General features: G+C 70.9%; 16 protein-coding genes. 10 read left to right on the top strand and 6 right to left on the bottom strand.

Translation table 11 applies throughout. The annotated features are described in order from the left end of the window. Positions 1-12: 12 nt before the first annotated feature. Positions 13-969, top strand: a complete 957-nt coding sequence (cofD, locus tag ACGFW5_RS33240) for a 2-phospho-L-lactate transferase (RefSeq protein ID WP_393838053.1) — start codon at positions 13-15, stop codon at positions 967-969. Then, positions 966-2,258, top strand: coding sequence for a coenzyme F420-0:L-glutamate ligase (locus ACGFW5_RS33235; RefSeq protein WP_393838052.1), 1,293 nt, complete (start codon positions 966-968; stop codon positions 2,256-2,258). The genes cofD and ACGFW5_RS33235 overlap by 4 nt, the downstream gene beginning before the upstream one ends. A gap of 88 nt (positions 2,259-2,346) precedes the next feature. Here ACGFW5_RS33235 and ACGFW5_RS33230 read toward each other — a convergent pair whose 3' ends face one another. The 3 genes from ACGFW5_RS33230 to ACGFW5_RS33220 all read right to left on the bottom strand — a co-directional run bounded on the left by ACGFW5_RS33230 (position 2,347) and on the right by ACGFW5_RS33220 (position 6,381). Next, positions 2,347-3,324, bottom strand: coding sequence for a DNA-3-methyladenine glycosylase family protein (locus ACGFW5_RS33230; protein ID WP_393838051.1), 978 nt, complete (start codon positions 3,322-3,324; stop codon positions 2,347-2,349). A gap of 561 nt (positions 3,325-3,885) precedes the next feature. After that, positions 3,886-4,968, bottom strand: coding sequence for a sugar phosphate nucleotidyltransferase (locus ACGFW5_RS33225; RefSeq protein ID WP_393838050.1), 1,083 nt, complete (start codon positions 4,966-4,968; stop codon positions 3,886-3,888). A 108-nt stretch (positions 4,969-5,076) separates the two neighbouring features. After that, positions 5,077-6,381 (bottom strand): peptidoglycan recognition protein, encoded by a 1,305-nt coding sequence (locus ACGFW5_RS33220; RefSeq protein WP_393838049.1) that lies wholly within the window; start codon positions 6,379-6,381, stop codon positions 5,077-5,079. A gap of 129 nt (positions 6,382-6,510) precedes the next feature. Between ACGFW5_RS33220 and ACGFW5_RS33215 the strand changes: the two genes are divergently transcribed. The 4 genes from ACGFW5_RS33215 to ACGFW5_RS33200 all read left to right on the top strand — a co-directional run bounded on the left by ACGFW5_RS33215 (position 6,511) and on the right by ACGFW5_RS33200 (position 13,039). Further along, entirely contained in the window at positions 6,511-7,263 is a 753-nt protein-coding gene (locus tag ACGFW5_RS33215) for a TIGR03089 family protein (protein WP_393838048.1), read from the top strand. A gap of 298 nt (positions 7,264-7,561) precedes the next feature. Next, entirely contained in the window at positions 7,562-8,962 is a 1,401-nt protein-coding gene (locus ACGFW5_RS33210) for an LCP family protein (protein ID WP_393838047.1), read from the top strand. Positions 8,963-9,191: 229 nt separating this feature from the next. Continuing rightward, complete coding sequence (locus ACGFW5_RS33205) at positions 9,192-10,919, top strand: LCP family protein (RefSeq protein ID WP_393838046.1); 1,728 nt, start codon at positions 9,192-9,194, stop codon at positions 10,917-10,919. A 665-nt stretch (positions 10,920-11,584) separates the two neighbouring features. After that, positions 11,585-13,039, top strand: a complete 1,455-nt coding sequence (locus tag ACGFW5_RS33200) for an LCP family protein (RefSeq protein WP_393838045.1) — start codon at positions 11,585-11,587, stop codon at positions 13,037-13,039. A gap of 147 nt (positions 13,040-13,186) precedes the next feature. Here the strand turns inward: ACGFW5_RS33200 and ACGFW5_RS33195 are convergent, their stop codons facing one another. Beyond that, a complete protein-coding gene (locus ACGFW5_RS33195; protein ID WP_393838044.1) occupies positions 13,187-14,203 on the bottom strand; it encodes a glycosyltransferase family 2 protein in 1,017 nt (338 codons plus the stop codon). A gap of 245 nt (positions 14,204-14,448) precedes the next feature. Between ACGFW5_RS33195 and ACGFW5_RS33190 the strand changes: the two genes are divergently transcribed. Continuing rightward, positions 14,449-15,858 (top strand): LCP family protein, encoded by a 1,410-nt coding sequence (locus ACGFW5_RS33190; RefSeq protein ID WP_393838067.1) that lies wholly within the window; start codon positions 14,449-14,451, stop codon positions 15,856-15,858. A 76-nt stretch (positions 15,859-15,934) separates the two neighbouring features. Here the strand turns inward: ACGFW5_RS33190 and ACGFW5_RS33185 are convergent, their stop codons facing one another. Then, a complete protein-coding gene (locus ACGFW5_RS33185; RefSeq protein WP_393838043.1) occupies positions 15,935-16,459 on the bottom strand; it encodes an acyl-CoA thioesterase in 525 nt (174 codons plus the stop codon). Positions 16,460-16,577: 118 nt separating this feature from the next. Between ACGFW5_RS33185 and ACGFW5_RS33180 the strand changes: the two genes are divergently transcribed. After that, complete coding sequence (locus tag ACGFW5_RS33180; RefSeq protein WP_393838042.1) at positions 16,578-17,879, top strand: LCP family protein; 1,302 nt, start codon at positions 16,578-16,580, stop codon at positions 17,877-17,879. A gap of 1,256 nt (positions 17,880-19,135) precedes the next feature. Continuing rightward, positions 19,136-19,456, top strand: coding sequence for an LAETG motif-containing sortase-dependent surface protein (locus ACGFW5_RS33175; RefSeq protein ID WP_393838066.1), 321 nt, complete (start codon positions 19,136-19,138; stop codon positions 19,454-19,456). Positions 19,457-19,529: 73 nt separating this feature from the next. On the opposite strand, the gene ACGFW5_RS33170 is transcribed toward ACGFW5_RS33175, so the two are convergent. Beyond that, positions 19,530-20,705: an acyl-CoA dehydrogenase family protein gene (locus ACGFW5_RS33170; protein WP_393838041.1), complete on the bottom strand. Its 1,176-nt coding sequence runs from the start codon at positions 20,703-20,705 to the stop codon at positions 19,530-19,532. Between the two features lie 190 nt (positions 20,706-20,895). Here ACGFW5_RS33170 and ACGFW5_RS33165 point away from each other — a divergent pair, with 190 nt between their 5' ends. Then, positions 20,896-22,221 (top strand): UDP-glucose dehydrogenase family protein, encoded by a 1,326-nt coding sequence (locus tag ACGFW5_RS33165; protein ID WP_393838040.1) that lies wholly within the window; start codon positions 20,896-20,898, stop codon positions 22,219-22,221. The last annotated feature ends 176 nt before the right edge of the window (positions 22,222-22,397 follow it).

The raw sequence follows: 22,397 nt of genomic DNA, 5'->3' as shown, positions 1-22,397 counted from the left end.
CAGACTCTGTGCATGCGCATTGTGGTCTTGGCAGGCGGCATCGGTGGTGCCCGCTTCCTCCGTGGTCTCAAGTCCGCCGCCCCCGACGCGGACATCACCGTGATCGGCAACACCGGTGACGACATCCATCTGTTCGGCCTGAAGGTCTGCCCCGACCTCGACACCGTGATGTACACCCTGGGCGGTGGCATCAACGAGGAGCAGGGCTGGGGGCGTACGGAGGAGTCCTTCACCGTGAAGGACGAGCTCGCCGCCTACGGAGTGGGCCCCGAATGGTTCGGGCTCGGCGACCGCGACTTCGCGACGCACATCGTCCGTACGCAGATGCTCGGCGCCGGATACCCGCTGAGCGCGGTCACCGAGGCGCTGTGCGCCCGCTGGCAGCCCGGCGTCCGCCTCATCCCGATGTCCGACGACCGCGTGGAGACGCACGTCGCGGTCGACGTGGACGGCGAGCGCAAGGCGATCCACTTCCAGGAGTACTGGGTGAAGCTGCGCGCCTCCGTGGACGCGCAGGCCGTGGTTCCCGTCGGCGCCGAGCAGGCCAAGCCCGCGCCGGGTGTCCTCGAAGCCATCGCCACGGCCGACGTCATCCTCTTCCCGCCGTCCAACCCGGTCGTCTCCGTCGGCACCATCCTGGCCGTGCCCGGCATCCGCGAGGCGATCGCCGAGGCGGGCGTGCCGGTGGTCGGCCTCTCCCCCATCGTCGGCGACGCCCCGGTGCGCGGCATGGCCGACAAGGTGCTCGCGGCGGTCGGCGTGGAGTCCACGGCGGCGGCGGTCGCCGAGCACTACGGCTCGGGGCTGCTCGACGGCTGGCTCGTCGACACGGTGGACGCCGGCTCGACGGCCCGCGTCGAGGAGGCGGGCATCCGCTGCCGGGCGGTGCCGCTGATGATGACGGACCTCGACGCGACGGCCGCGATGGCCCGCGAGGCCCTCACACTCGCGGAGGAGGTCCGCGCGTGAGCCCTGCCTCCTACCGGGTGTGGGCGCTGCCCGGCCTGCCCGAGGTACGGGCCGGCGACGACCTGGCCAAGCTGATCGCGGCGGCCGAGCCGGGCCTGGCCGACGGCGACATCCTGCTCGTCACCTCGAAGATCGTCTCCAAGGCGGAGGGCCGGATCACCGAGGCCACCGACCGTGAGGCGGCCATCGACGCCGAGACGGTACGGGTGGTGGCGCGGCGCGGCACCCTGCGCATCGTCGAGAACCGGCAGGGCCTGGTCATGGCCGCGGCCGGTGTCGATGCCTCCAACACCCCTGCCGGTACGGTCCTGTTGCTGCCCGAGGACCCCGACGCGTCGGCGGCCGCGATCCGTGCCGGGCTGCGCGACGCGCTGGGCGTCGAGGTCGGCGTGATCGTCACGGACACCTTCGGCCGGCCCTGGCGCAACGGCCTGACCGATGTGGCGATCGGCGCGAGTGGCGTACGCGTCCTGGACGACCTGCGCGGCGGCACGGACGGGCACGGCAATCCGCTGAGCGCGACGGTGATCTCGCTCGCCGACGAACTGGCCGCCGCGGGCGACCTGGTGAAGGGCAAGGCGGGCGGGCTTCCGGTCGCCGTGGTCCGCGGGCTCGCCCATCTGGCGGGCGAGGGCTCGGCCCGCGAGATGGTCCGCGTCGCGGCCGACGACATGTTCCGCCTCGGCACCTCGGAAGCGGTACGGGAAGCGGTCACCCAGCGGCGTACGGTACGGGCCTTCACCGCCGAACCCGTCGACCCGGGGGCCGTACGGCGTGCGGTGGCGGCCGCGGTGACCGCGCCGGCCCCGCACCACACCACGCCGTGGCGCTTCGTGCTGCTCGAATCCGAGGAGTCCCGCACCCGGCTGCTCGACGCGATGCGGGACGCGTGGATCGCGGACCTGCGCCGCGACGGGAAGTCCGACGCGTCGATCGCCAAGCGGGTCGCCCGGGGCGAAGTCCTGCGCGCGGCGCCGTACTTGGTGGTCCCCTGCCTGGTGATGGACGGCGCGCACCACTACGGCGACGCGCGGCGCGACGGCGCCGAGCGCGAGATGTTCGTGGTCGCGATGGGCGCGGGCGTGCAGAACTTCCTGGTGGCCCTCGCGGGCGAACGGCTCGGCTCGGCGTGGGTGTCGTCCACGATGTTCTGCCGTGACGTCGTACGCGATGTCCTCGGCCTGCCTGCGGGGTGGGACCCGATGGGGGCGGTGGCCGTCGGCCATGCGGCGGGGGTGCCGCGGGAGCGGGCTGCGCGGGAGGTTTCGGCGTTCATTGAGGTGCGTTGAGCGCGCGGCTTGGGGTTTGGGTTCGGGTTCGGGTTTCGTTTGTGTTCATCCAGGTGCGCTGAGCGCCGCCCGCCCAGCCCCAACTCCCCTACAGGACCGCGATGTTGTTCGGCTGGAAGCGCGGGGCCCGGCGGGGCGGGGTGCGTCCGCTCAGCAGGACCAGGCGGGCGGCCCGGTGGCGTTGGCCCGCGTACGGTTCGAGCAGGGCCAGCATTTCGACGTCGTCGGCGTTGCGGTTGCCGGCCAGGGCGTGGCCGATGATGCCGGGCAGGTGGAGATCGCCGACCGTCACCAAGTCGGCCGCGCCGATGGCCCGTTGGAGGGTTTCGGCGGCCGTCCAGGGGCCGATGCCGGGGATGAGCTGAAGCCGTTCCGCGGCCTTCGCCTGATCCATCGCGGCCGCCTCCTCCATGCGGCGGGCCACCCGTACCGCGCGCATGACGGTGTCCGAACGCTTGGAGTCGACGCCCGCGCGGTGCCACTCCCAGGACGGGATCATCGCCCACCCCTTGGCATCGGGCATGACGTACATGCCCTCGGGGGCGCCGCCCGGCGCGGGCTCGCCGAAGCCGCGCACCAAAAGCCGCCACGCCCGGTAGGCCTCGGTCGCGGTGACCTTCTGCTCCAGGACCGACGGGATCAGGGACTCCAGGACCAGGCCGGTACGGGTCAGGCGCAGGCCGGGCCGTCTGCGCTGGGTCTCCGCGACGAAGCGGTGGCGGGGCTCGAAGGCCTCCGGGTCGTCCAACGCGCCCAGCATCGCGGGGAGTTGGTCGAGCATCCACTCCGCGCCGGCACCCCACGCCTCGGCGTGCGCGGTGTCCCCGGACGCCCTCACCCGCAGCGTGGCGGGGCCGGCGGGGGTACGTGATGTACGCCATACCGTGCCGTCGGGGGTGGTGCGGTAGGTGGGGTCGCCGGGGCCGCGCCTGAGGGGGCCGAGGGTGAGGGCGAGGTCGAGGGGGCCCTTCGCGGCCCACACGCGGGTCTGGCCTGCCGGCCGGGGGATGTGCGGGGTGCCTTGGCCGGCGGGGTGGGGGGTATGGGGGGTGAATCGTCCTGCCACGGTGGGGGTCCTCGGGGGTGGGCTGTCCTTCGAGGGTACGCGGCGCGGGGCCCTCCGGGGGTTGGCCCGTTGTGCGGCTCCCTCGCGTGGGGCGAGCCCCCGGCTCCGCCCAGCCCGGGGGGTTCTCCCACCCGCCCGCCCGTGCGGCTACTTGAGGGTGCAGCTCCCTGGGGCTCCGCCCCAGACCCCGGGCGGGTTTTCCCACCCGCCCGCCCGTACAGCGCATTGAATGAGCTAACCCCTGGGGCTGCGCCCCAGACCCCCTGCGGGGGCTCCGCCCCCTGCACCCCCGTTCGCGCCTGAACGGCGCTCGTCCTCAATCGCCGGACAGGCTGAAGATGCCCATGCAACCCAGCACGGCCCCTGCACCAGTGCTGATAGGGGCGCGAGGAACTGCGCGAGCACCGTCCACGACCCGCGGGCGACCACGGGTATAGGGGCGCGGGGAATTGCGCGAAAAGCAACCACGCCCCGCACCCGACGAACGACCGACCCTTCAGGCGCCGCGGGGAACTGCGCGACCAGCCACCCGCCCCCCGGCACCCCGCGGCCCCGAGGGGCCTACTGGTCCGAGGAGAAGCGGACGCACCCCGCCGGAAGCACCGCGTCGCACCAGACCCGCACCCCCGAGCGGAGCTCATTGTCCGGGCCCACGCTCGCCCCGTCCCCCACCACCACCCCGTCCAGCACCGTCCGCGCACCGATCCGCGCCCCCGCCCCCACGAGCGAGTCCGTGATCACCGCACCGGGTTCGACGACCGCGTCGGCCAGGATCGCGCTGCCCACGACGCGCGCGCCCTCGCCGATCACCGCGCGGTCGCCCACCACCGTGCCGCCCGTCAGCTTCGCGCCGGGGGCGACCGTCGCCGTCGGCAGGACCAGGCGGTCGCCGCAGCGGCCCGGGACCGCGGGGGACGGGGCCCGCCCGAGCACGAGGTCGGCCGAGCCGCGGACGAACGCCTGCGGGGTGCCGAGGTCCAGCCAGTACGTCGAGTCGACCATGCCCTGGAGGTGGGCGCCCCGCGCCAGCAGGCCCGGGAAGGTTTCGCGTTCCACCGAGACCGGGCGGCCCGCCGGGATCTCGTCGATGACCGAGCGGCGGAACACGTACGCGCCCGCGTTGATCTGGTCGGTGACGATCTCCTGCGGCGTCTGGGGCTTCTCCAGGAACGCCGTGACCCGGCCGGTCCCGTCCGTGGGGACCAGGCCGAACGCCCTCGGGTCGTCGACCCGGGTGAGGTGCAGGGAGACGTCCGCGCCGGACGAGCGGTGGGTGTCCACCAGCGCCCTGATGTCCAGGCCCGTCAGGATGTCGCCGTTGAAGATCAGGACCGGGTCGTCGGGCCCGGAGTCCAGACGGGACGCCACGTTGCGGATGGCGCCGCCCGTGCCGAGCGGTTCGCCCTCGGTGACGTACTCGATGCTGAGGCCGAGCGAGGAACCGTCCCCGAAGTACGGCTCGAACACCTCGGCCAGGTAGGAGGTGGCCAGCACGATGTGGTCGACGCCCGCCGCCTTGGCCCGGGCCAGCTGGTGGGTGAGGAAGGGGACGCCCGCCGCCGGAACCATCGGCTTGGGCGTGTTCATCGTGAGCGGGCGCAGTCTGGTGCCCTTGCCGCCGACCAGGAGGATCGCTTCTGTCACCTGTCGTCTCTGCTTCCTGCTGGGGCCGGCCTTCGGATTCCGTCGTACGTTCGGCGGAACTCCCGGCCGGCCAGTGTATGCAGACCGCCTCGACGCCCACGCCCCCGGTCAGCGCCGGCCCTGGTAGTGGGCCGCGGTGACCCGTGCGGCGCCGAGCCTGCTGTACAGGCGCGTCCCCGGGCAGTCGGTCGCGTATCCGTCGCGGTGACCGGCGATGGCGTTGAACCTGACGCTGCGCCCCTTCTTGTACCGGTTGCCGCCGCCCGAGATCAGCGTGCTCTTGCCGGCCGGGTTCAGTCCGTACAGACCGAGCTTCCAGGCCGAGAGCTTTTCGACGGCCTTGAGGGCGGCGGCCGACGGGCTGGTCCTGGTGTACGTGCCGATGACCGCCACACCCGTGCTGTTGGTGTTGAAGCCGAGCGTGTGCGCGCCCATCACGGCCTTCGCCACTCCCCCGGCGCGGCCTTCGTAGATGTTTCCGCACTTGTCGACCGCGAAGTTGTAGCCGATGTCCCGCCAGCCGCTGCTCTTGACGTGGTAGCGGTAGATGCTGCGCAGGACGGAGGGTGCCTGGGCGCAGGTGTATCCGTTGCCGGACGCGGTGTGGTGGACGAAGACGACCTTGACGCTCTTGGTGTACACGAAGCCCCGCTCACGCAGCCGCTCGTCGGCGCCCCAGCCCTTGCGGGTGATGATGCGCGGCCGTGGGCCGGCGTACGGGCGAGCCAGGCCCTCGGCGCCGGACACTTCGCCGGACTCGGACTCGGGCTTGCGCTCGGACACGGACTCGGCCTCGGCCTCGCTCGCGGCCTTGTCCAGGGCGGGAAGTACGTCCGGGGTCCGGGCGGCGCGTGTGGTCTCACCCGCCTCGCCCTCCGCGGGACCGGCGCCCGGGTCGACGAGGTCGAGGCGCATGCCCTCGGGGAGCGGGACCGCGTCCTGCCCGTCCTCGGGTGCCTCGGCGCTCACGCGCGCCTCGACGGCGTCCGAGTCGCCGACCCACAGGGGGGCCGTCGAACCGTGCAGGGGACGCGCCGCCTCGGGGGTCCCCGGGTCGGCGGCGTGGTCGTGGTTGTGGGTCTCCAGGTCCTGCCAGCCGGACCAGGTGCCGGAGGCTCGGGCCCGGGTGCGGACCTGGACGCTGCCGTGCAGCTCGTCGTCCGCGTTGTCCCAGACGACGCCGACCAGCGAGAACGGCCGTACCTCCCGTACCGCGAGGCCCTCTTGTGAGGCGCTGCCTCCCACGCGGTTCGCGCCGGGCAGCGGTGTCAGGGGCAGGGACTGGGTGGACCCGGCGGGTTCCGCCGCGGCGGCCGGGACCACGGCGGATGCGGCGGGCGCGGCGGCAGCCAGGGGGACGGTGAGGGCCGCGAGAGCGGCGACGCCGATCGAAGACGCAAGGAAGCTACGCATGTTGACGATCCTGGACATACTTGTACAAATCTGTCCAATGCTGAACTGACGGCCCGTCGGCCAAACCGGTGTACCCACCCGGCCCACCGGTGCCGGTGCCGCAGCGCCGCGCCGCGTAGCCTTGCCCGCGTGAACGCCAGCGACCGCACCCCTGCCGACCTGCTGCGATCCGCGCTCGCCGCGGACCCGGGCCGCCCCTTCATCACCTTCTACGACGACGCCACCGGCGAACGCGTGGAACTGTCCGTCGCCACCTTCGCCAATTGGGTGGCCAAGACCGCCAATCTGCTCCAGGGCGATCTGAACGCCGAGCCCGGCGACCGGCTCGCGCTGCTGCTCCCCGCGCACTGGCAGAGCGCGGTGTGGCTGATGGCCTGCCACTCGGTGGGCGTGAGCGTCGAGATCGGCGGCGACCCGGCCGCCGCCGACCTCGTCGTCAGCGGCCCCGACACCCTCGATGCGGCCCGCGCCTGCTCCGGCGAGCGGGTGGCGCTCGCGCTGCGCCCGCTCGGCGGCCGCTTCCCGCAGCCCCCGGCCGGCTTCGCGGACTACGCCGTCGAGGTGCCGAGCCAGGGCGACCGGTTCGCGCCGTACGCACCCGTCGACCCCGACGCCCCCGCGCTCACCGTCGGCGGTCTCGACGTGAGCGCCGCCGAACTCGTCGCACGGGCCCGCGAAGAAGCCTCCCGGCTCGGCCTCGGCGCGGGCTCCCGGCTGCTCTCGGCGCTCGCGTACGACAGCTGGCGCGGTCTGGCCGACGGCCTGTACGCCCCGCTCGCCTCGGGCGGTTCGATCGTGCTCTGCCGCAACCTGGCCCAACTGGCCGACGGCGGCCTGGAGAAGCGGGCCGAGAGCGAGCGGGTCACCCACCGCTCCCTGTAACCGCCTGACCTCCCAACCGCTTAACTGCCTGACCGCCTGACCGCCTGACCGCTTAACCTCCTGACCTCCTGGCCGCCTGACCGGCTCCTCCCTCCGGTGCCCTGCTGGATCTCCACCCTTGTGGCCCACCGGGGGGCCGGGCCCCCGGGCTTCGGCGGCGACCGCGGTACATGATCGGGCGTACGCACAACCGCGCGCGCGATTCGGCCGTCTACCGGGGTGCCCCGGCGGCGCAGCGACGCGCCGTCGACCCCAAGACGGCCCGTGACGGCCCGTGCCCGTGAGGATGGACGCCGACGTGACCGACAGTGCTGGCACGCCCCCCGAACCGGAGCAGTCAGTGTCCGGGGACGAGCCGCCGCCACCGGACACCGGCGCCCGGACGGACTCGGGCCCCGGCGCCCGGAACGACTCGGACCCCGGACCCGCCACCGACCCGCACCCCGAAGCCGCGGTCGACGCCGACGCCGACACCCCCGCGGACTCCGACGACACGGTCGCCGCCACCGCCGACGCCGACCCGGGCCCCGAAGACACGGATACCGCCGCCAAGCGCCGCCGCCCCTGGCTGCGTTGGACCGCGCTCGGTGTCTCCGTCGTCGTGCTCGCCGCCGCCGGGACCGGCTGGTGGTTCTATCGCAAGCTCGACGGCAACATCCACACCGACACCTCCGCCGCGCAGGAACTCGACAAGTACGCGCGGGACCGGCCCGCCTCCGTCGTGCACGACGCGGAGAACCTGCTGCTCATCGGCTCGGACTCGCGTGCCGGCAGCAACTCCGCGTACGGCAGGGACGACGGCGGCAGCCAGCGCTCGGACACCACGATCCTGCTGCACCTGGCCGCCGACCGGCTCAGCGCCACCGCCGTCTCGCTGCCACGCGACCTGATGGCCGACCTCCCCGCCTGCGGCAGACCGGACGGCAGCACGTCCAAGGCCCAATTCGCCCAGTTCAACTCGGCGTTCGAGATCGGCGGCGCCGCCTGCACGATCCGTACGGTCGAGAAGATGACCGGCGTCAGGATCGACCACCACATGGTCGTCGACTTCAACGGGTTCAAGGGCATGGTCGACGCGGTGGACGGCGTCGAGGTGTGCCTGAAGGAGCCGGTGGAGGACAAGCAGGCGCACCTCAAGCTCGCCGCGGGCCGCCACCTCCTGCGCGGGGAGCAGGCACTCGGCTTCGTACGGTCCCGGCACGGGTTCGGGGACGGCAGTGACACCCAGCGCATGGACCGCCAGCAGCAGTTCCTGGGGTCGCTGATGAAGAAGGTGCAGAGCAATGGAGTGCTGCTCAACCCGGCCCGGCTCGTCCCGGTCCTGGACGCGGCCACCAAGTCGCTCACGACGGATCCCGGCCTTGACAGCCTCAAGGACCTGTACGACCTGGTGAGTTCGATGCGCGGCATTCCCACCGAGAACATCCGTTTCCTCACGGTTCCGCGTCAGCCCTACGTGTACGACAGGAACCGGGACGAGCTCGTGCAGCCGGACGCGGACCGGCTCTTCACCCAGCTGCGGCAGGATCTGCCGATCAAGGTGGTGTCCGCCGCGGACGCGGCCAGGTCCAAGGGGGCCGACAAGGGCGGAGGTGGCTCCGGCGGGGACGACAAGCCCGACGATCCGGACCCTTCGCCCACCCCCTCGGCGTCCCCCGTCTACCCGGGGACGAACGCCGCCTCGGGCATGTGCGGCTGATCGGAGTGCGGGTGAGCGACCTGTGAATTCCACGTGACCGGAAGCCGATTGGGGCCAAATGCCCGGTTGTAAAGGGGGTGGAATTTGTCACGGACGTCGCTCTCGGCCGAACTGGCCAGATAGTGTGACGCGATCCGGTGCGACCGGCCGACGGGCCGGGCACTGCAGGAGCGAATGATTGAGCGCTTTGGGGGAAGCGACTCGGCACCGACGGAGGACAGAAGCAACCGTGGATGCGCAGAGCCGTGGGCGGGCCGATGAAGTCGACCCCGCAGACCAGTGGGTCCTCAACCCGGATACCGGCACTTACGAATTGCGACTGAATCCTTCCGGAACGCAGTCGAATTCCGGTCGCGAGCGGTCATCCACGGCCCGCACACCCGGCCCGGGGTCCGCACGTTCCGGGCGCCGCGAGGTGCCCGGTCAGCGCAACCGCCGTGGTGGAAAACCCCCTGCCGGGGAGGCGCCCGACGCCCCCGGCCGCCGCAAGCGCAAGCCCAGGGCGACCCGCAAGAAGAAGGTCCTGCTGTGGACCGGCGGCGTGATGGGATTCGTCCTCGTCGTCGGATCGGGCGGGGCCTACTGGCTCTACCAGCACTTCAACGGCAACATCAACACCGTCGACGTCGGCGACGCGGGCAGCAAGAGCTCGGTGCCCGACGGAGCGTTCAACATCCTCGTCATCGGCACCGACAAGCGCACCGGCGCGGGCAACGAGGGCTACGGCGACGCCGGCAGCGAGGGCCACGCCGACACCAACATCCTCTTCCACGTCTCGGCGGACCGGACCAACGCGACCGCGATGTCCATCCCCCGCGACATGATCACCGACATTCCCGCCTGCCCGACCAAGCAGAAGGACGGCACCACCAAGACGGTGCCGGGCGAGAAGAACGTACGGTTCAACACGAGCCTGGGCCAGGAGGGGCGCGACCCGGGCTGCACCATGCGTACGGTCAAGCAGCTCACCGGGCTCACCGTCGACCACTTCATGATGGCCGACTTCAACGCCGTCAAGCAGCTGTCCACGGCCGTCGGCGGCGTCAAGGTCTGCCTGGAGAAGCCGGTCAACGACCCCAAGTCGCATCTGAAGCTGCCCGCCGGTCAGAGCGTCGTCAAGGGCGAGCAGGCTCTCGCCTTCGTCCGCACCCGGCACAGCTTCGGCAACGAGAGCGACCTCGACCGGATCAAGCAGCAGCAGCAGTTCATCGGCTCGATGATCCGGCAGATGAAGTCGGACGACACCCTGGGCAGCCCGACCAAGCTGTACGGTCTCGCGGACGCGGCGACCAAGGCGCTCACGGTCGACTCGGGGATAGGCAGTATCAAGAAGCTGACCGACCTGGCCCAGGTGATCGGCAAGATCGACGCGAAGAACATCACCTTCGCCACCCTGCCGGTCATCGACAACCCGGCCGAGGGCAAGAAGCACATCACGGTGGTGCCCGACCCGGCGAAGGCCGACGCGCTGTTCGCGATGATGCGCGCCGACACCTCGCTCACCGAGGTGAAGAAGAAGGAGGCGGACGCCAAGAGCGCCGCCGCCGCCGAGGAGGCCGCCCGCCTGAACGGCCCTCGCGCCAAGTCCTCCGACGTACGGGTCACCGTGCTCAACGGCGGCGCGCAGGCGGGCTCCGCCGGTGACATGGTCACCTGGTTGCAGAACCAGCAGGGCGTACTCAAGTCGAGCAACGGCGCGAACGCACCCCAGAAGGTGCCCGCCACCGTTCTCGCGTACGCACCGAACCAGGCCGACCAGGCCCGCAAGCTGGCGGACCTCATCGGCCTGTCCGCGTCGGCGCTGAAGCCGGGCACGAAGGACGCCGTGGGCAAGGAGCCCATGGTGCTGACCCTCGGCCCCGACTTCCACCAGGCGGGAACGCCCATCGCCGCTCCGGACAAGGCACCGGAGGGCATCCAGAAGGTCGAAGCCGACAAGCCGGTGTGCGCCAAATAGACCGGTGCGCGCCGCATCGATCGGCGTGCGCCACATAGACCGGTGCGCACCGCATAGACCGGCGCGCACCACAAAGCCGGTGCGTGCCACATAGACGGTGCGCGCCACAAAGACGGTGCGGTCCGCACCGAACAGCAGACTCACGGCCCGCTCGGGCCTCAGGGGGAGTCTGAACAACAGGGGGGTATGGGGTGGGGAAGAACAGCGTGCGCGGGGAGGGGACGCACGGCCGTGTCGAGCACGCGGGCGAACTCGGCTGGGACGAGAGCCTGTACGACGACACGTCCGGCGCGACCGCGGCGGCCGGGAAACCCGGCGGGGCCGGAAGGTCCGCGACGACGGGCGGTTCCGCGATGTCCGGCGGGACCGGCACAGCAAGCAGACCCGACGCATCAAGCGGGACCGGCACAGCAACCGGGTCCAACGCATCGGGCGGGACCGGGAATTCGGACAGAACCGGGGCTTCGGACAGAACCGGGGCTTCAAGCGGAACCGGGGATACGGGCGGGGACGGGGGACCCGGCGCGTCGGCGGGCCCGGCGGCCGGTGGCGGTCGCCGCAAGGGCGGTCGGCGCAAACGAGGCAAACAGGTAAAACAGGTAAAACAGGGGAAACGGGGAAAACACGGACGCCGCATCCTGAAGTGGATCGCGATCACGCTCGCGGTGCTCATACTCGGAACGGCCACCGCCGGTTATCTCTACTACCAGCACCTCAACAACAACATCCGCAAGGGCGACCGCAGTGCGGGCGGCAGCGACGCCAAGAAGTCCGCCCCCAACGCCCAGGGCCAGACCCCGCTGAACATCCTCCTGATCGGCTCCGACAGCCGCAACTCCGACGAGAACGTCAGGCTCGGCGGCGCCAAGGACGACCGGGGAGGCGATCCGCACGCGGACGTACAGATGCTGCTGCACGTCGCGGCCGACCGCAAGAACGCATCGGTGGTGAGCATCCCGCGTGACACCCGGGTCGACATGCCTGCGTGCAAGGACACCGAGAAGCACAAGGATTTCCCGGCCACCAACGCCATCATCAACGAGGCGCTGGGACGCGGCGGCGGGGGCTGTGTCCTGGACACCTGGGAGAAGCTGACCGGCATCTACATCGACCACTGGATGATGGTCGACTTCGCGGGGGTCGTGGCGATCTCGGACGCGGTGGGCGGCGCCGACGTCTGCGTGAAGCAGAACATCGACGACCACTCCACGAAGCTCCAGAAGGGCGGCTCGCACCTGCACCTCACGGCGGGCAAGCACACCGTGAAGGGGGAGCAGGCCCTCCAGTGGCTGCGTACCCGGCATGCCTTCGGCAGCGACATCGGCCGTTCCGAGGCGCAGCACATGTACATGAACTCGGTGATCCGCAACCTCAAGGACCAGAACGCGTTCACCGACACGGGCCGCCTCATGGACATCGCCGAGACGGCGACCAAGTCGCTCAAGGTCTCCTCGGAACTCGGCACCGTCAAGAAGCTGTTCGACCTGGGCATGGAGCTCAAGGACATCCCCATGGACCGCATCAACATGCTGACCATGCCGCGGCTGCCCGACCCCAAGGACCCCGACGCCCACGTGGTGCCGGACAAGGCCAAGGCGGACGCGCTGTGGGCGATGCTGCGGGACGACAAGCCGCTGGACCGCAAGGACGACGGCAAGCCGGCCACCGCACCCTCCGCGACCTCCTCCAAGGGACCGGCCGCCGCGGCTCCGGGCTCGCTCGCCGTGAGCGTGGTCAACGGGACGGGCACCGACGGCCGGATCGCCGCCAAGGGCCGTGCCACCGAGGTGGTCACGAGCCTGAAGGCCAAGGGCTTCGCCAAGGCCACGACGGGTTCGAGCACGCCGTCCGCGACGAGTGAGGTCGACTATCCGAAGGGCGCGGGCGCCCAGGGCAAGTCGGACGCGGAGTCGGTCGCCACGGCGCTCGGCCTGCCCTTGAGCGCGGTCAAGGCCTCCGACGTCAAGGGCCTGACCCTGGTGGTCGGCGGGGACTGGCGCACCGGCGCGAGCTACCCCAAGCAGGACCCGAAGGCCACCGACCCGCTCAAGGACACCGAGACGGTCAACGGAGCCGACAAGGGCGCCTGCATGGACGTGTACGCGCCGTACCGCTTCTAGCGGCCAGCGGCCTGCCGCCTACGGCCAGCGGCTAGCGGCAGGCGTACGAGAACGGGGGCGCCCGGTGCTTCACGGCACCGGACGCCCCCTTCGCATACGCGCTTTCGCATACGCCTCTTCGCATACGCGCCTTCGCATACGCGGGGATCAGACGGACGCGGTCCGCACGGCCGGGCGGCGGCTCGCGATGACCTTGCGTGCCAGCGCCTTGGGGCTGGTCAGGAAGCCGAAGCCCCACGACATGTGCATGGTGGCGAGGGCCACCGGGATCTGGGCGCGGGCCTTGAGCGAGAGCCCCTTGCCGGCCGGCAGCGAGCCCGCGGCGATCGCGGCCAGGTAGCCGGCCGGGACCACGAGGCCCCACGGCGTGACGAGCGCGCCCACCACGACACCCGCCGCGATCGCGCAGACGGCGGTCGGCGGCGCGAGGTAGCGCAGGTTGATGGAACCCTCGTGGTAGCGGGCCACCACATGGCGCCAACGGCCGTAGTCCTTGTACTGCTTGGCGAGCGCCTTCACCGAAGGCCTCGGCCGGTACTGGACCTTGAGCTCGGGCGAGAACCAGATGAGGCCGCCCGCCTCCCTGATCCGGAAGTTCAGCTCCCAGTCCTGGGCGCGGATGAACTCCTCGTTGTAGCCGCCCTGTTGCTCAAGGGCCGCACGCCGGAAGACACCCAGATACACGGTTTCGGCGGGCCCGGCCCGACCGCCGGTGTGGAAGGCCGCGTTGCCCACGCCGATCTTCGAGGTCATCGCGGCGGCGACCGCGTCCTCCCAGGCGTTCTCGCCCTCGGCGTGCATGATGCCGCCGACGTTCTGCGCGCCGGTCTCCGCGAGGAGGCGTACGGCGGTGGCGATGTAGTTCTGCGACAGCATGCCGTGGCCGTCGACGCGTACCACGATCGGGTGGCGGGAGGCCTTGATGGCGGCGTTCAGGGCGGCGGGCGTGCGGCCTGTGGGGTTGGGCACGGTGTGGACGCGCGGGTCCTCACGTACCAGCTCGGCGGCGATCTCGTCGGTGCGGTCCGTGGACGGGCCGAGCGCGATCACCACCTCCATCTCGCCCGCGTACTCCTGTTCCAGGATGTGACGGACCGAGTTGCGCAGATGCCGCTCCTCATTGAGGACCGGCATGATCACGGAGACAGGAGGCGTGGCGTTCATCGGTGGTCACGTTACCGCGAACGGGGGACAAGGTCGCGCGGCGGCCGGGCGGTGCACGGGCCAGCTGATCGTATGGGCCTACGGTGCTCCAGATCCCCCTGTCACCCGCGGAGGTCCCCGTGCCCACGCCGCCCCGCCCGCGCCCCGTACGACCCGGTAAGCCCGTCAAGGCCGGCAAGCCGAGCAGGCCCGGTACGCCCGGTCGGCCCCGCAGCAGACAGCAGGACGAGCGCCCCCGCTGGGGCATGCGGCTGGCGACCACCCTGTCCGTCCTGGTGCTGGGTGCGGGCGGGGTCGGGCACGCGGTGGTGACCAGCCTGGACGGCGGGATCGGCCGGGTCGACCCGTTCCGCGACATGAAGAACCGTCCGCAGGGCAGCCGGGGCACCAACATCCTGCTGGTCGGCACCGACGGGCGGGACAGGATCACGCCGGAGGAGAAGCAGAAGTACCGGCTCGGCGGGGCGCCCTGCCACTGCACCGACACGATCATGATGGTGCACGTGTCGGCGGAGCGGGACCGGGTCAGCGTGGTGAGCCTGCCGCGCGACTCCTACGCCGAGGTCCCCGAGCACACCGACGAGGCGACCGGCGAGAAGCACCCGCGGCACCCGGTGAAGCTGAACGCGGCCTACGCCGAGGGCGGGCCCTCGCTCACCGTGCGCACCGTCGAGAGCATGACGGGTCTCAAGATCGACCACTATCTGGAGGTCGACTTCACCAGCTTCATGAAGACGGTCGACGTGGTCGGCGGGGTCCAGATCTGCACGGCCCGCCCCATGAAGGACTCCTACACCGGCCTGGACCTCGGCGCCGGCACCCACCAGCTGAACGGCGGGGAAGCACTCCAGTACGTGCGCTCCCGGCACACCGACGGCTCGTCCGACCTGGGCCGCATGCAGCGCCAGCAGCGCTTCCTCGCCGCGCTCATCGAGAAGGCGACGAGCAACGGGGTGCTCCTGAACCCGGTCAAGTTCCGCGAGGTCGCCTCGTCCCTGCTCTCCTCGGTACGCGCCGACGAAGGCTTCGGCATGGAGGAGATGCTGAGCTTCACCGCCGCGATGAAGAACTTCACACCGTCGTCGTCGGACTTCACGACCGTGCCGCTCGGGCAGCTGGCCTTCCCGGTCAAGGGCATCGGCTCGACCGTGAAGTGGGACGAGGCGAAGGCGAAGAAGCTCTTCCAGCTGCTCCACGACGACAAGCCGCTGGCCCCGCACAGCCCGCCCAAGCCCGCGGCCCCGCCCGCCGCCAAGGACGCGAAGCCGCCGCGCAAGGACGCGGGCGCGGTGGTCGAGGTCGCCCCGGAGCAGATCAGGGTGCAGGTCTACAACGGGACCCGCACCGACGGGCTCGGGCGCCGCGTCGACGACGCGCTGCACGCGACGGGCTTCAGGACCACCCGCTCCCCGCGCACCAGCGCCAACCTCGACATGCACCGCACACTGATCGAGTACGACCCGCGCTGGGACCACTCGGTGAAGTCGCTCGCGCTCGCCCTGCCGGGCAGCGAGCTGCGTGCGGTCAAGGGGCTCGGCCCCACGATGAAGGTGACGGCGGGCGCCGATTTCAAGGACGTCGTCCCGGTACGCGCCGAGGAGCAGCCGCAGGGTGACTTCGGCACGGTGACCGGGGACCGGGTGGTCTGCCCCTGAGACTGGGGCGGCCTGCCCCTGGGCCCCAACCGTCCAGGCTCCAGTCGCCCAGGTCGCCCAGGTCGCCCAGGTGGACCTAGTCGTCCAGGCCCTCGGCCGCCCGCTTCTCCCGCAGGTCCATGATCGCGCGGCGCCGGGCGAGCCGGTGGGTGCGGCGGATCTGCGCCTCCTGGTAGCGGCGCTCGTCGCGCTCGGTCTCGGGGACCACCGGCGGCACCCGACGCGGCTTGCCGTCGGCGTCGACGGCCGCGAAGACGAGGTAGGCCGAGCCCACCTGCTGGGCCGGTGTCGACTCGTTCCAGCGCTCGGCGAGCACCCGCACACCGACCTCCATGGAGGACCGGCCCGTCCAGTTGACCTGCGCCTTCACATGCACCAGGTCGCCGACCCTGACCGGCATGAGGAAGGCCATCTCGTCCATCGAGGCCGTGACGGCCGGGCCACCCGAGTGTCGTCCGGCGACCGCACCCGCCGCGTCGTCGACCAGCTTCATGATCACGCCACCGTGGACCGTGCCGAGGAGGTTGGTGTCATGGGTGGTCATGATGTGGCTCAGGGTGGTTCGGGAGGCCGAGGTCGGCTTGCCCGGAAGTTCAGTCATGCGTTCCACTTTAGGCGCCGTGCGACGGCGGGCTCATTGCATCAGCTGTGCAACAGCCCTGCCCCGATTCTCCCCCCGCCCTGTCAGGCGGCCGGGGCGGCCGTGCATGCTGGACGGCATGAACGAATGGCCCGACGCCCGCAGTGGCAACGCCCGCGGAAACAGTGACGACGGCTACGGCCGCGGCAGCTCCGCCGCGCAGCCCGAGGGCGCGCGCCGGATGCCGCACGTCCGGCGTCCCGTCCCTCAGCAGCAGCCCGCGCACGACGACCGCTACGTACAGCCCCGGTACGGCCAGGGCGGCAGCGTGCCCGGGCAGGGCTCGTACGACAGCGGCTACAGCGAGGGCCACGTCTACGGCGGCGGCCCGACGGGTCCCGGCGGTCCCGGTGGTCCTGGTGGGCCCGAGGGCCCGCGCCGCGGCGGCGGACGCCGGCCGGGGGCGGCGCCGAACTGGCGCAGGCGGATCACCATCGGGGTGCTGTCCCTGGTCGTGGTGCTCCTGGTCACCTCGGTCGCCACGTACTTCTGGGCGGACGGCAAGGTGCGCCGGGAGGTCGACCTGTCCAAGGTCATAGACCGTCCCGACGGGGGCGAGGGCACCAATTACCTGATCGTCGGCTCCGACTCGCGTGACGGCATGTCCGCGGACGAGAAGAAGAAGCTGCACACGGGCTCGGCCGAGGGCAAGCGGACCGACTCGATGATCCTTCTGCACGTCGGCGACAACGGGAACACGATGGTCTCGCTGCCGCGCGACTCGTGGGTGACGATTCCGAGCTTCGTCGGTTCCGACTCGGGCAAGAAGTACCCCTCCCCCGGCAAGAACAAGCTGAACGCGGCGTTCTCGATGGACGGCCCCGAACTGCTGGTCCGTACGGTCGAGGCGAATACCGGTCTGCACATCGACCATTACGCGGAGATCGGCTTCGCGGGATTCGCGAACATCGTGGACGCGGTCGGCGGCGTGGAACTCGACATTCCTCAGGACATCAAGGACAAGGACTCCGGCGCGGACTTCAGGAAGGGCAAGCAGACCCTCGACGGCCAGCAGGCCCTCGCGTTCGTGCGCAACCGGCACGGTTACGCGGCCGGTGACCTGGAGCGTACGAAGAACCAGCAGAAGTTCCTGGCCGCCCTCGCGAGCCAGACGGCGACCCCGACGACGCTCCTCAACCCGTTCAAGCTGTATCCGGTACTGGGCGCGGGCCTCGACACCCTGATCGTCGACAAGGACATGAGCCTGTTCGACCTGGGCTCCATGTTCTGGGCGATGAAGGGCATCACGAGCGGCGACGGCATCTCGATGAACATGCCGGTGGCGGGCGACGGTCCCCAGACCTCCCTCCTCTGGGACAAGCCGAAGGTCACCCAGCTGGTGAACGAGCTGAAGAACGACGACACGGTGACGGTCAAGTAGTCCGTACCGCAGGGCATTTGGGCCCGGCCCGCCGCATTCCGATGCGGCGGGCCGGGCCTTTTCGCATACACCGCGCCATCGCCCCTTTCGCGCATGACATGCCTCACAGCGAAACCACAGGAACCGAGAGCAACTGTCCTGGTTTGCGGCGATTGATTCCCATGGAATGCAACCCACCGCATTCGCGCACCCGAGTAACTGCCTTTCTCCCTCCCGATTGCGGTCTTACGATCACCGAGCTCGCGCTGCGTGAAATCCACCGCGGCGCGGACGCCACGACTTTTCGGACCCAGAAAAGGGCTCACTTGAATATCCGTCGCATTCTCGCCACCACCGTCGCCGCCGCCGTGACCGCCCCGGCCGTGCTGCTCTCGGTGTCCCCCGCGTTCGCCGCCGACACCAAGCCCGCGGCGCAGACGCAGAAGTCCACGTACGCGGCCCTGAAGAAGGCCGCCGACGACGCGGCCAAGGCCTACGACGTGGCCCTCAAGGCCCACAACGACCAGCAGGCCCTCCTGAACAAGCTGATGACGCCCGACGCCCCCGAGGCCAAGGCCTTCCGGGACGCGAGCGCCGCCGCCGACAAGGCCAAGGCGGCGAAGACGGCCGCCGACAAGGCCGTGACCGACGCGAAGGTCAAGCTCGACGGGCTTCCCGAGACCGCGAGCACCGAGGAGAAGGAGGCCGCGAAGAAGGCGGTCGCCGACGCCGAGGCCACCGCCAAGGAGGCCGCCGCGGCCTCGAAGGCAGCCGACGCCAAGGAGACGACCGAAGGGGACGCCCTCACCGCACTGCGGATGGCCGCCCTGCGCACGGGCAACGCGGCGAGCGAGGCCAAGGACGACGCCGAGAAGGCGAAGAAGGACGCGGACGCCGCGCTGAAGGCCGCCGGGGAGTGCGTCTGGCTGCCGAAGCTCTCCTCCAAGCTGACGGGTCTGCCCGCGGAGGTGGTCGCGGGCACCTCGGTCGACTTCTCCTTCCAGGTGTCCAACGGCACCGACCGCACGCTCGACGTGGACCCGCTCTTCCTCGTCCACGCCAACGGGGCCACGGCGCAGTGGCTCGACGGCTCGGTATGGAAGCCGCTCGCCACCGACCGCTCCTCCCGGATCGCGGCCACCAACGGTGTGAAGCCCGGCTCCGCGATCGAGGTGAAGGTCCGTCTGACCGTCGACCCCAAGGCCACGGCCGCCAAGGGCGACGCCGCGATCGCCGGTGACGCATCCGACGCGTACAACCCGTGCATCCACGGCCCGATGAAGGGCTACACGTTCAAGGTGCTGCCCGTGGGCAGCAAGCCGAACAACGACGCCGCGAAGCCGCAGCCGGTCGACGACAAGGACCGCCCGAAGCCGGCCGCCAAGCCCTCGTCGGGCGGCTCGACGCCCACCGCGCAGGGCGCAGCGGCCACCACCCCGCTGAACACCGGGACGGCCACCTCCACCACCGGCGCGCTGGCCAGCACGGGCTCGTCCTCCGCGATGCCGCAGCTCGCCCTCGCGGGCGGCGCGGCCGTGGTGCTCGGCGCGGGCGCGGTCTTCGTGACCCGCCGCCGCAAGGCCGCCGACCGCACCTGACGGCCCCCCACAGCCGAAGGTCCCGCATCCGTGGCACACACCGGATGCGGGACCTTCCTCAACTCGCTTGTGGTTACGGCAGGTTGCGGGACATCACGATGCGCTGGACCTGGTTCGTACCTTCATAAATCTGGGTGATCTTCGCGTCGCGCATCATGCGCTCGACCGGGTAGTCGCGGGTGTAGCCGTAGCCGCCCAGGAGCTGCACGGCGTCCGTGGTGACCTCCATGGCGACGTCGGAGGCGAAGCACTTGGCGGCGGCGCCGAAGAACGTCAGGTCGCCGTCGAGGCGCTCGGACTTGGCGGCGGCCGCGTAGGTGAGCTGGCGGGCCGCCTCCAGCTTCATGGCCATGTCGGCCAGCATGAACTGGATGCCCTGGAAGTCGGCGATCGGCTTGCCGAACTGCTTGCGCTCCTGGACGTAGCCCTTGGCGTAGTCGAGGGCGCCCTGCGCGATGCCGAGCGCCTGGGCCGCGATGGTGATGCGGGTGTGGTCCAGGGTCTTCATCGCGGTCGCGAAGCCGGTGCCCTCCTCGCCGATCATGCGGTCGAGGGGAATGCGGACGTTGTCGAGGTAGACCTCGCGGGTCGGCGAACCCTTGATGCCGAGCTTCTTCTCGGGGGCGCCGAAGGAGACACCCTCGTCCGACTTCTCGACGACGAAGGCGCTGATGCCCTTCGAGCGCTTCTCGGGGTCGGTCACGGCCATGACCGTGTAGTACTCGGACTCGCCCGCGTTGGTGATCCAGCGCTTCACGCCGTTGAGGACCCAGAAGTCCCCGTCGCGCACGGCCTTGGTCTTCATGCCGGCCGCGTCCGAACCGGCGTCCGGCTCGGAGAGGCAGTACGAGAACATGCCCTCGCCCTTGGCCAGCGGGCCCAGGTACTTCTTCTTCAGCTCCTCGGAGCCGGAGAGGATCACCGGGAGCGAGCCGAGCTTGTTGACGGCCGGGATGAGGGAGGAGGAGGCACAGACCCGTGCGACCTCTTCGATCACGATGACGGTCGCGAGCGCGTCGGCGCCGGCGCCGCCGTACTCCTCCGGCACGTGCACGGCGTGCAGGTCGTTGGCGACCAGCGCGTCAAGGGCCTCCCGGGGGAAGCGGGCCTGCTCGTCGACCTCGGCCGCGTACGGACCGATCTTGGCCTCGGCGAGCGAGCGGATGGCGTCGCGGAGCATGTCGTGCTCCTCGGACGGCCGGTAGAGGTCGAACTCTGCGTTTCCAGCGTTGCCAGCCGTTCCGGCCAAGATCACTCACTCCCCAAGGGATGCTAACTACCGTTAAGTAACCTAATTTTAGGGGCCATCACCCGGTAGGGATACGTGAGTTTGGCGACAGCCCGGAAATGGGGCTCCGGCCGGGCCCGACTATGCTCGGGCAGCGCGTTTGTCGCCCGTCCGAGCCCGCCTTTCGAGCCCGCACCTCCAGGAGCACCGCATGGCCCTCAAGATCACCGTGATCGGCACCGGATACCTCGGGGCCACCCATGCCGCGGCCATGGCGGAGCTGGGGTTCGAGGTGCTGGGGCTCGATGTGGTGCCCGAGAAGATCGAGATGCTGGGCCGGGGGCGCGTCCCCATGTACGAGCCCGGACTCGAAGAGCTGCTGCGCAAGCATGTGGCGGGCATCGAGGGCTCGACCGGCCGGCTGCGCTTCACCACCTCCTGGGAGGAGGTCGGCGCGTTCGGCGATGTGCACTTCGTCTGCGTGAACACCCCGCAGAAGCACGGCGAGTACGCCTGTGACATGAGCTACGTCGACGCCGCCTTCGGCTCGCTCGCGCCGCAGCTGCGCGAGGGCGCGCTGGTCGTCGGCAAGTCCACCGTGCCGGTCGGGTCGGCGGCCCGGCTCGCGACGCTGCTGGGCGAGGGCGTGGAGCTGGCATGGAACCCGGAGTTCCTGCGCGAGGGCTTCGCCGTGGACGACACCCTGCACCCGGACCGGGTCGTGGTGGGCGTGGAGAGCGAGCGCGCCGAGAAGCTGCTGCGCGAGGTGTACGCGGGACCCATCGGCGAGGGCTCGCCGTTCGTGGTGACCGACTTCCCGACCGCCGAGCTGGTCAAGACCGCCGCCAACTCCTTCCTCGCCACCAAGATCTCGTTCATCAACGCGATGGCCGAGGTGTGCGAGGCCGCCGACGGCGACGTGGCGAAGCTGGCCGAGGCCATCGGCCACGACGAGCGCATCGGAAGCAAGTTCCTGCGGGCCGGCATCGGCTTCGGCGGGGGCTGCCTGCCCAAGGACATCCGCGCGTTCATGGCCAGGGCGGGCGAGCTCGGCGCCGACCAGGCGCTCACCTTCCTGCGCGAGGTCGACTCGGTGAACATGCGCCGCCGGGGCCACATGGTGGAGCTGGCCCGCGAGGCGGTGGGCGGCGAGACGTTCCTCGGCAAGCGGGTCGCGGTGCTCGGCGCCACGTTCAAGCCCGACTCCGACGACGTACGGGACTCGCCCGCCCTGAACGTCGCCGGGCAGATCCACCTCCAGGGCGGCCAGGTCACCGTGTACGACCCCAAGGGCATGGACAACGCCCGCCGCCTCTTCCCGACACTGGGCTACGCGGCGTCCGCGTTCGACGCGGTACGCGGCGCCGACGTCGTCCTGCACCTGACCGAGTGGCGCGAGTTCCGCGACCTCGACCCCGCCGAACTGGCCGGGGCCGCGTCCTCCCGGATCATCCTGGACGGGCGCAACGCGCTGGACCCGGTCACGTGGCGGGAAGCGGGCTGGACCTACCGCGCGATGGGCCGCCCGCGCGCCTAGGGTCGGCGCGGCTTGGGGCCGCCCGCGCGGCTTGGGTCCGCCCGCGTGGCTTGGGTCCGCCCGCGTGGCTGAGGTCCGCCCGCCTAGACGAGTCATTCCGATGTGATCAGTGGTCGTAAGCGATCAGTGACCGCGTGATGGGCTGGCGGGTCTTGTGGTTGTGCCAGATCGCGGCG

It is taken from the genome of Streptomyces sp. NPDC048416, from assembly GCF_043200435.1.
In the GTDB taxonomy this organism is placed as follows: Bacteria; Actinomycetota; Actinomycetes; order Streptomycetales; family Streptomycetaceae; genus Streptomyces.
This window is presented reverse-complemented; position numbering and strand designations above follow the sequence as displayed.

Coding starts and splice junctions, on each gene's coding strand:
- cofD (WP_393838053.1), top strand. CDS start 13: ATGCGCATTGTGGTCTTGGCAGGCGGCATCGGTGGTGCCCGCTTCCTC.
- ACGFW5_RS33220 (WP_393838049.1), bottom strand. CDS start 6,381: ATGCGTAGCTTCCTTGCGTCTTCGATCGGCGTCGCCGCTCTCGCGGCC.
- ACGFW5_RS33195 (WP_393838044.1), bottom strand. CDS start 14,203: ATGAACGCCACGCCTCCTGTCTCCGTGATCATGCCGGTCCTCAATGAG.
- ACGFW5_RS33190 (WP_393838067.1), top strand. CDS start 14,449: ATGCGGCTGGCGACCACCCTGTCCGTCCTGGTGCTGGGTGCGGGCGGG.
- ACGFW5_RS33185 (WP_393838043.1), bottom strand. CDS start 16,459: ATGACTGAACTTCCGGGCAAGCCGACCTCGGCCTCCCGAACCACCCTG.
- ACGFW5_RS33180 (WP_393838042.1), top strand. CDS start 16,578: ATGAACGAATGGCCCGACGCCCGCAGTGGCAACGCCCGCGGAAACAGT.
- ACGFW5_RS33175 (WP_393838066.1), top strand. CDS start 19,136: ATGAAGGGCTACACGTTCAAGGTGCTGCCCGTGGGCAGCAAGCCGAAC.
- ACGFW5_RS33165 (WP_393838040.1), top strand. CDS start 20,896: ATGGCCCTCAAGATCACCGTGATCGGCACCGGATACCTCGGGGCCACC.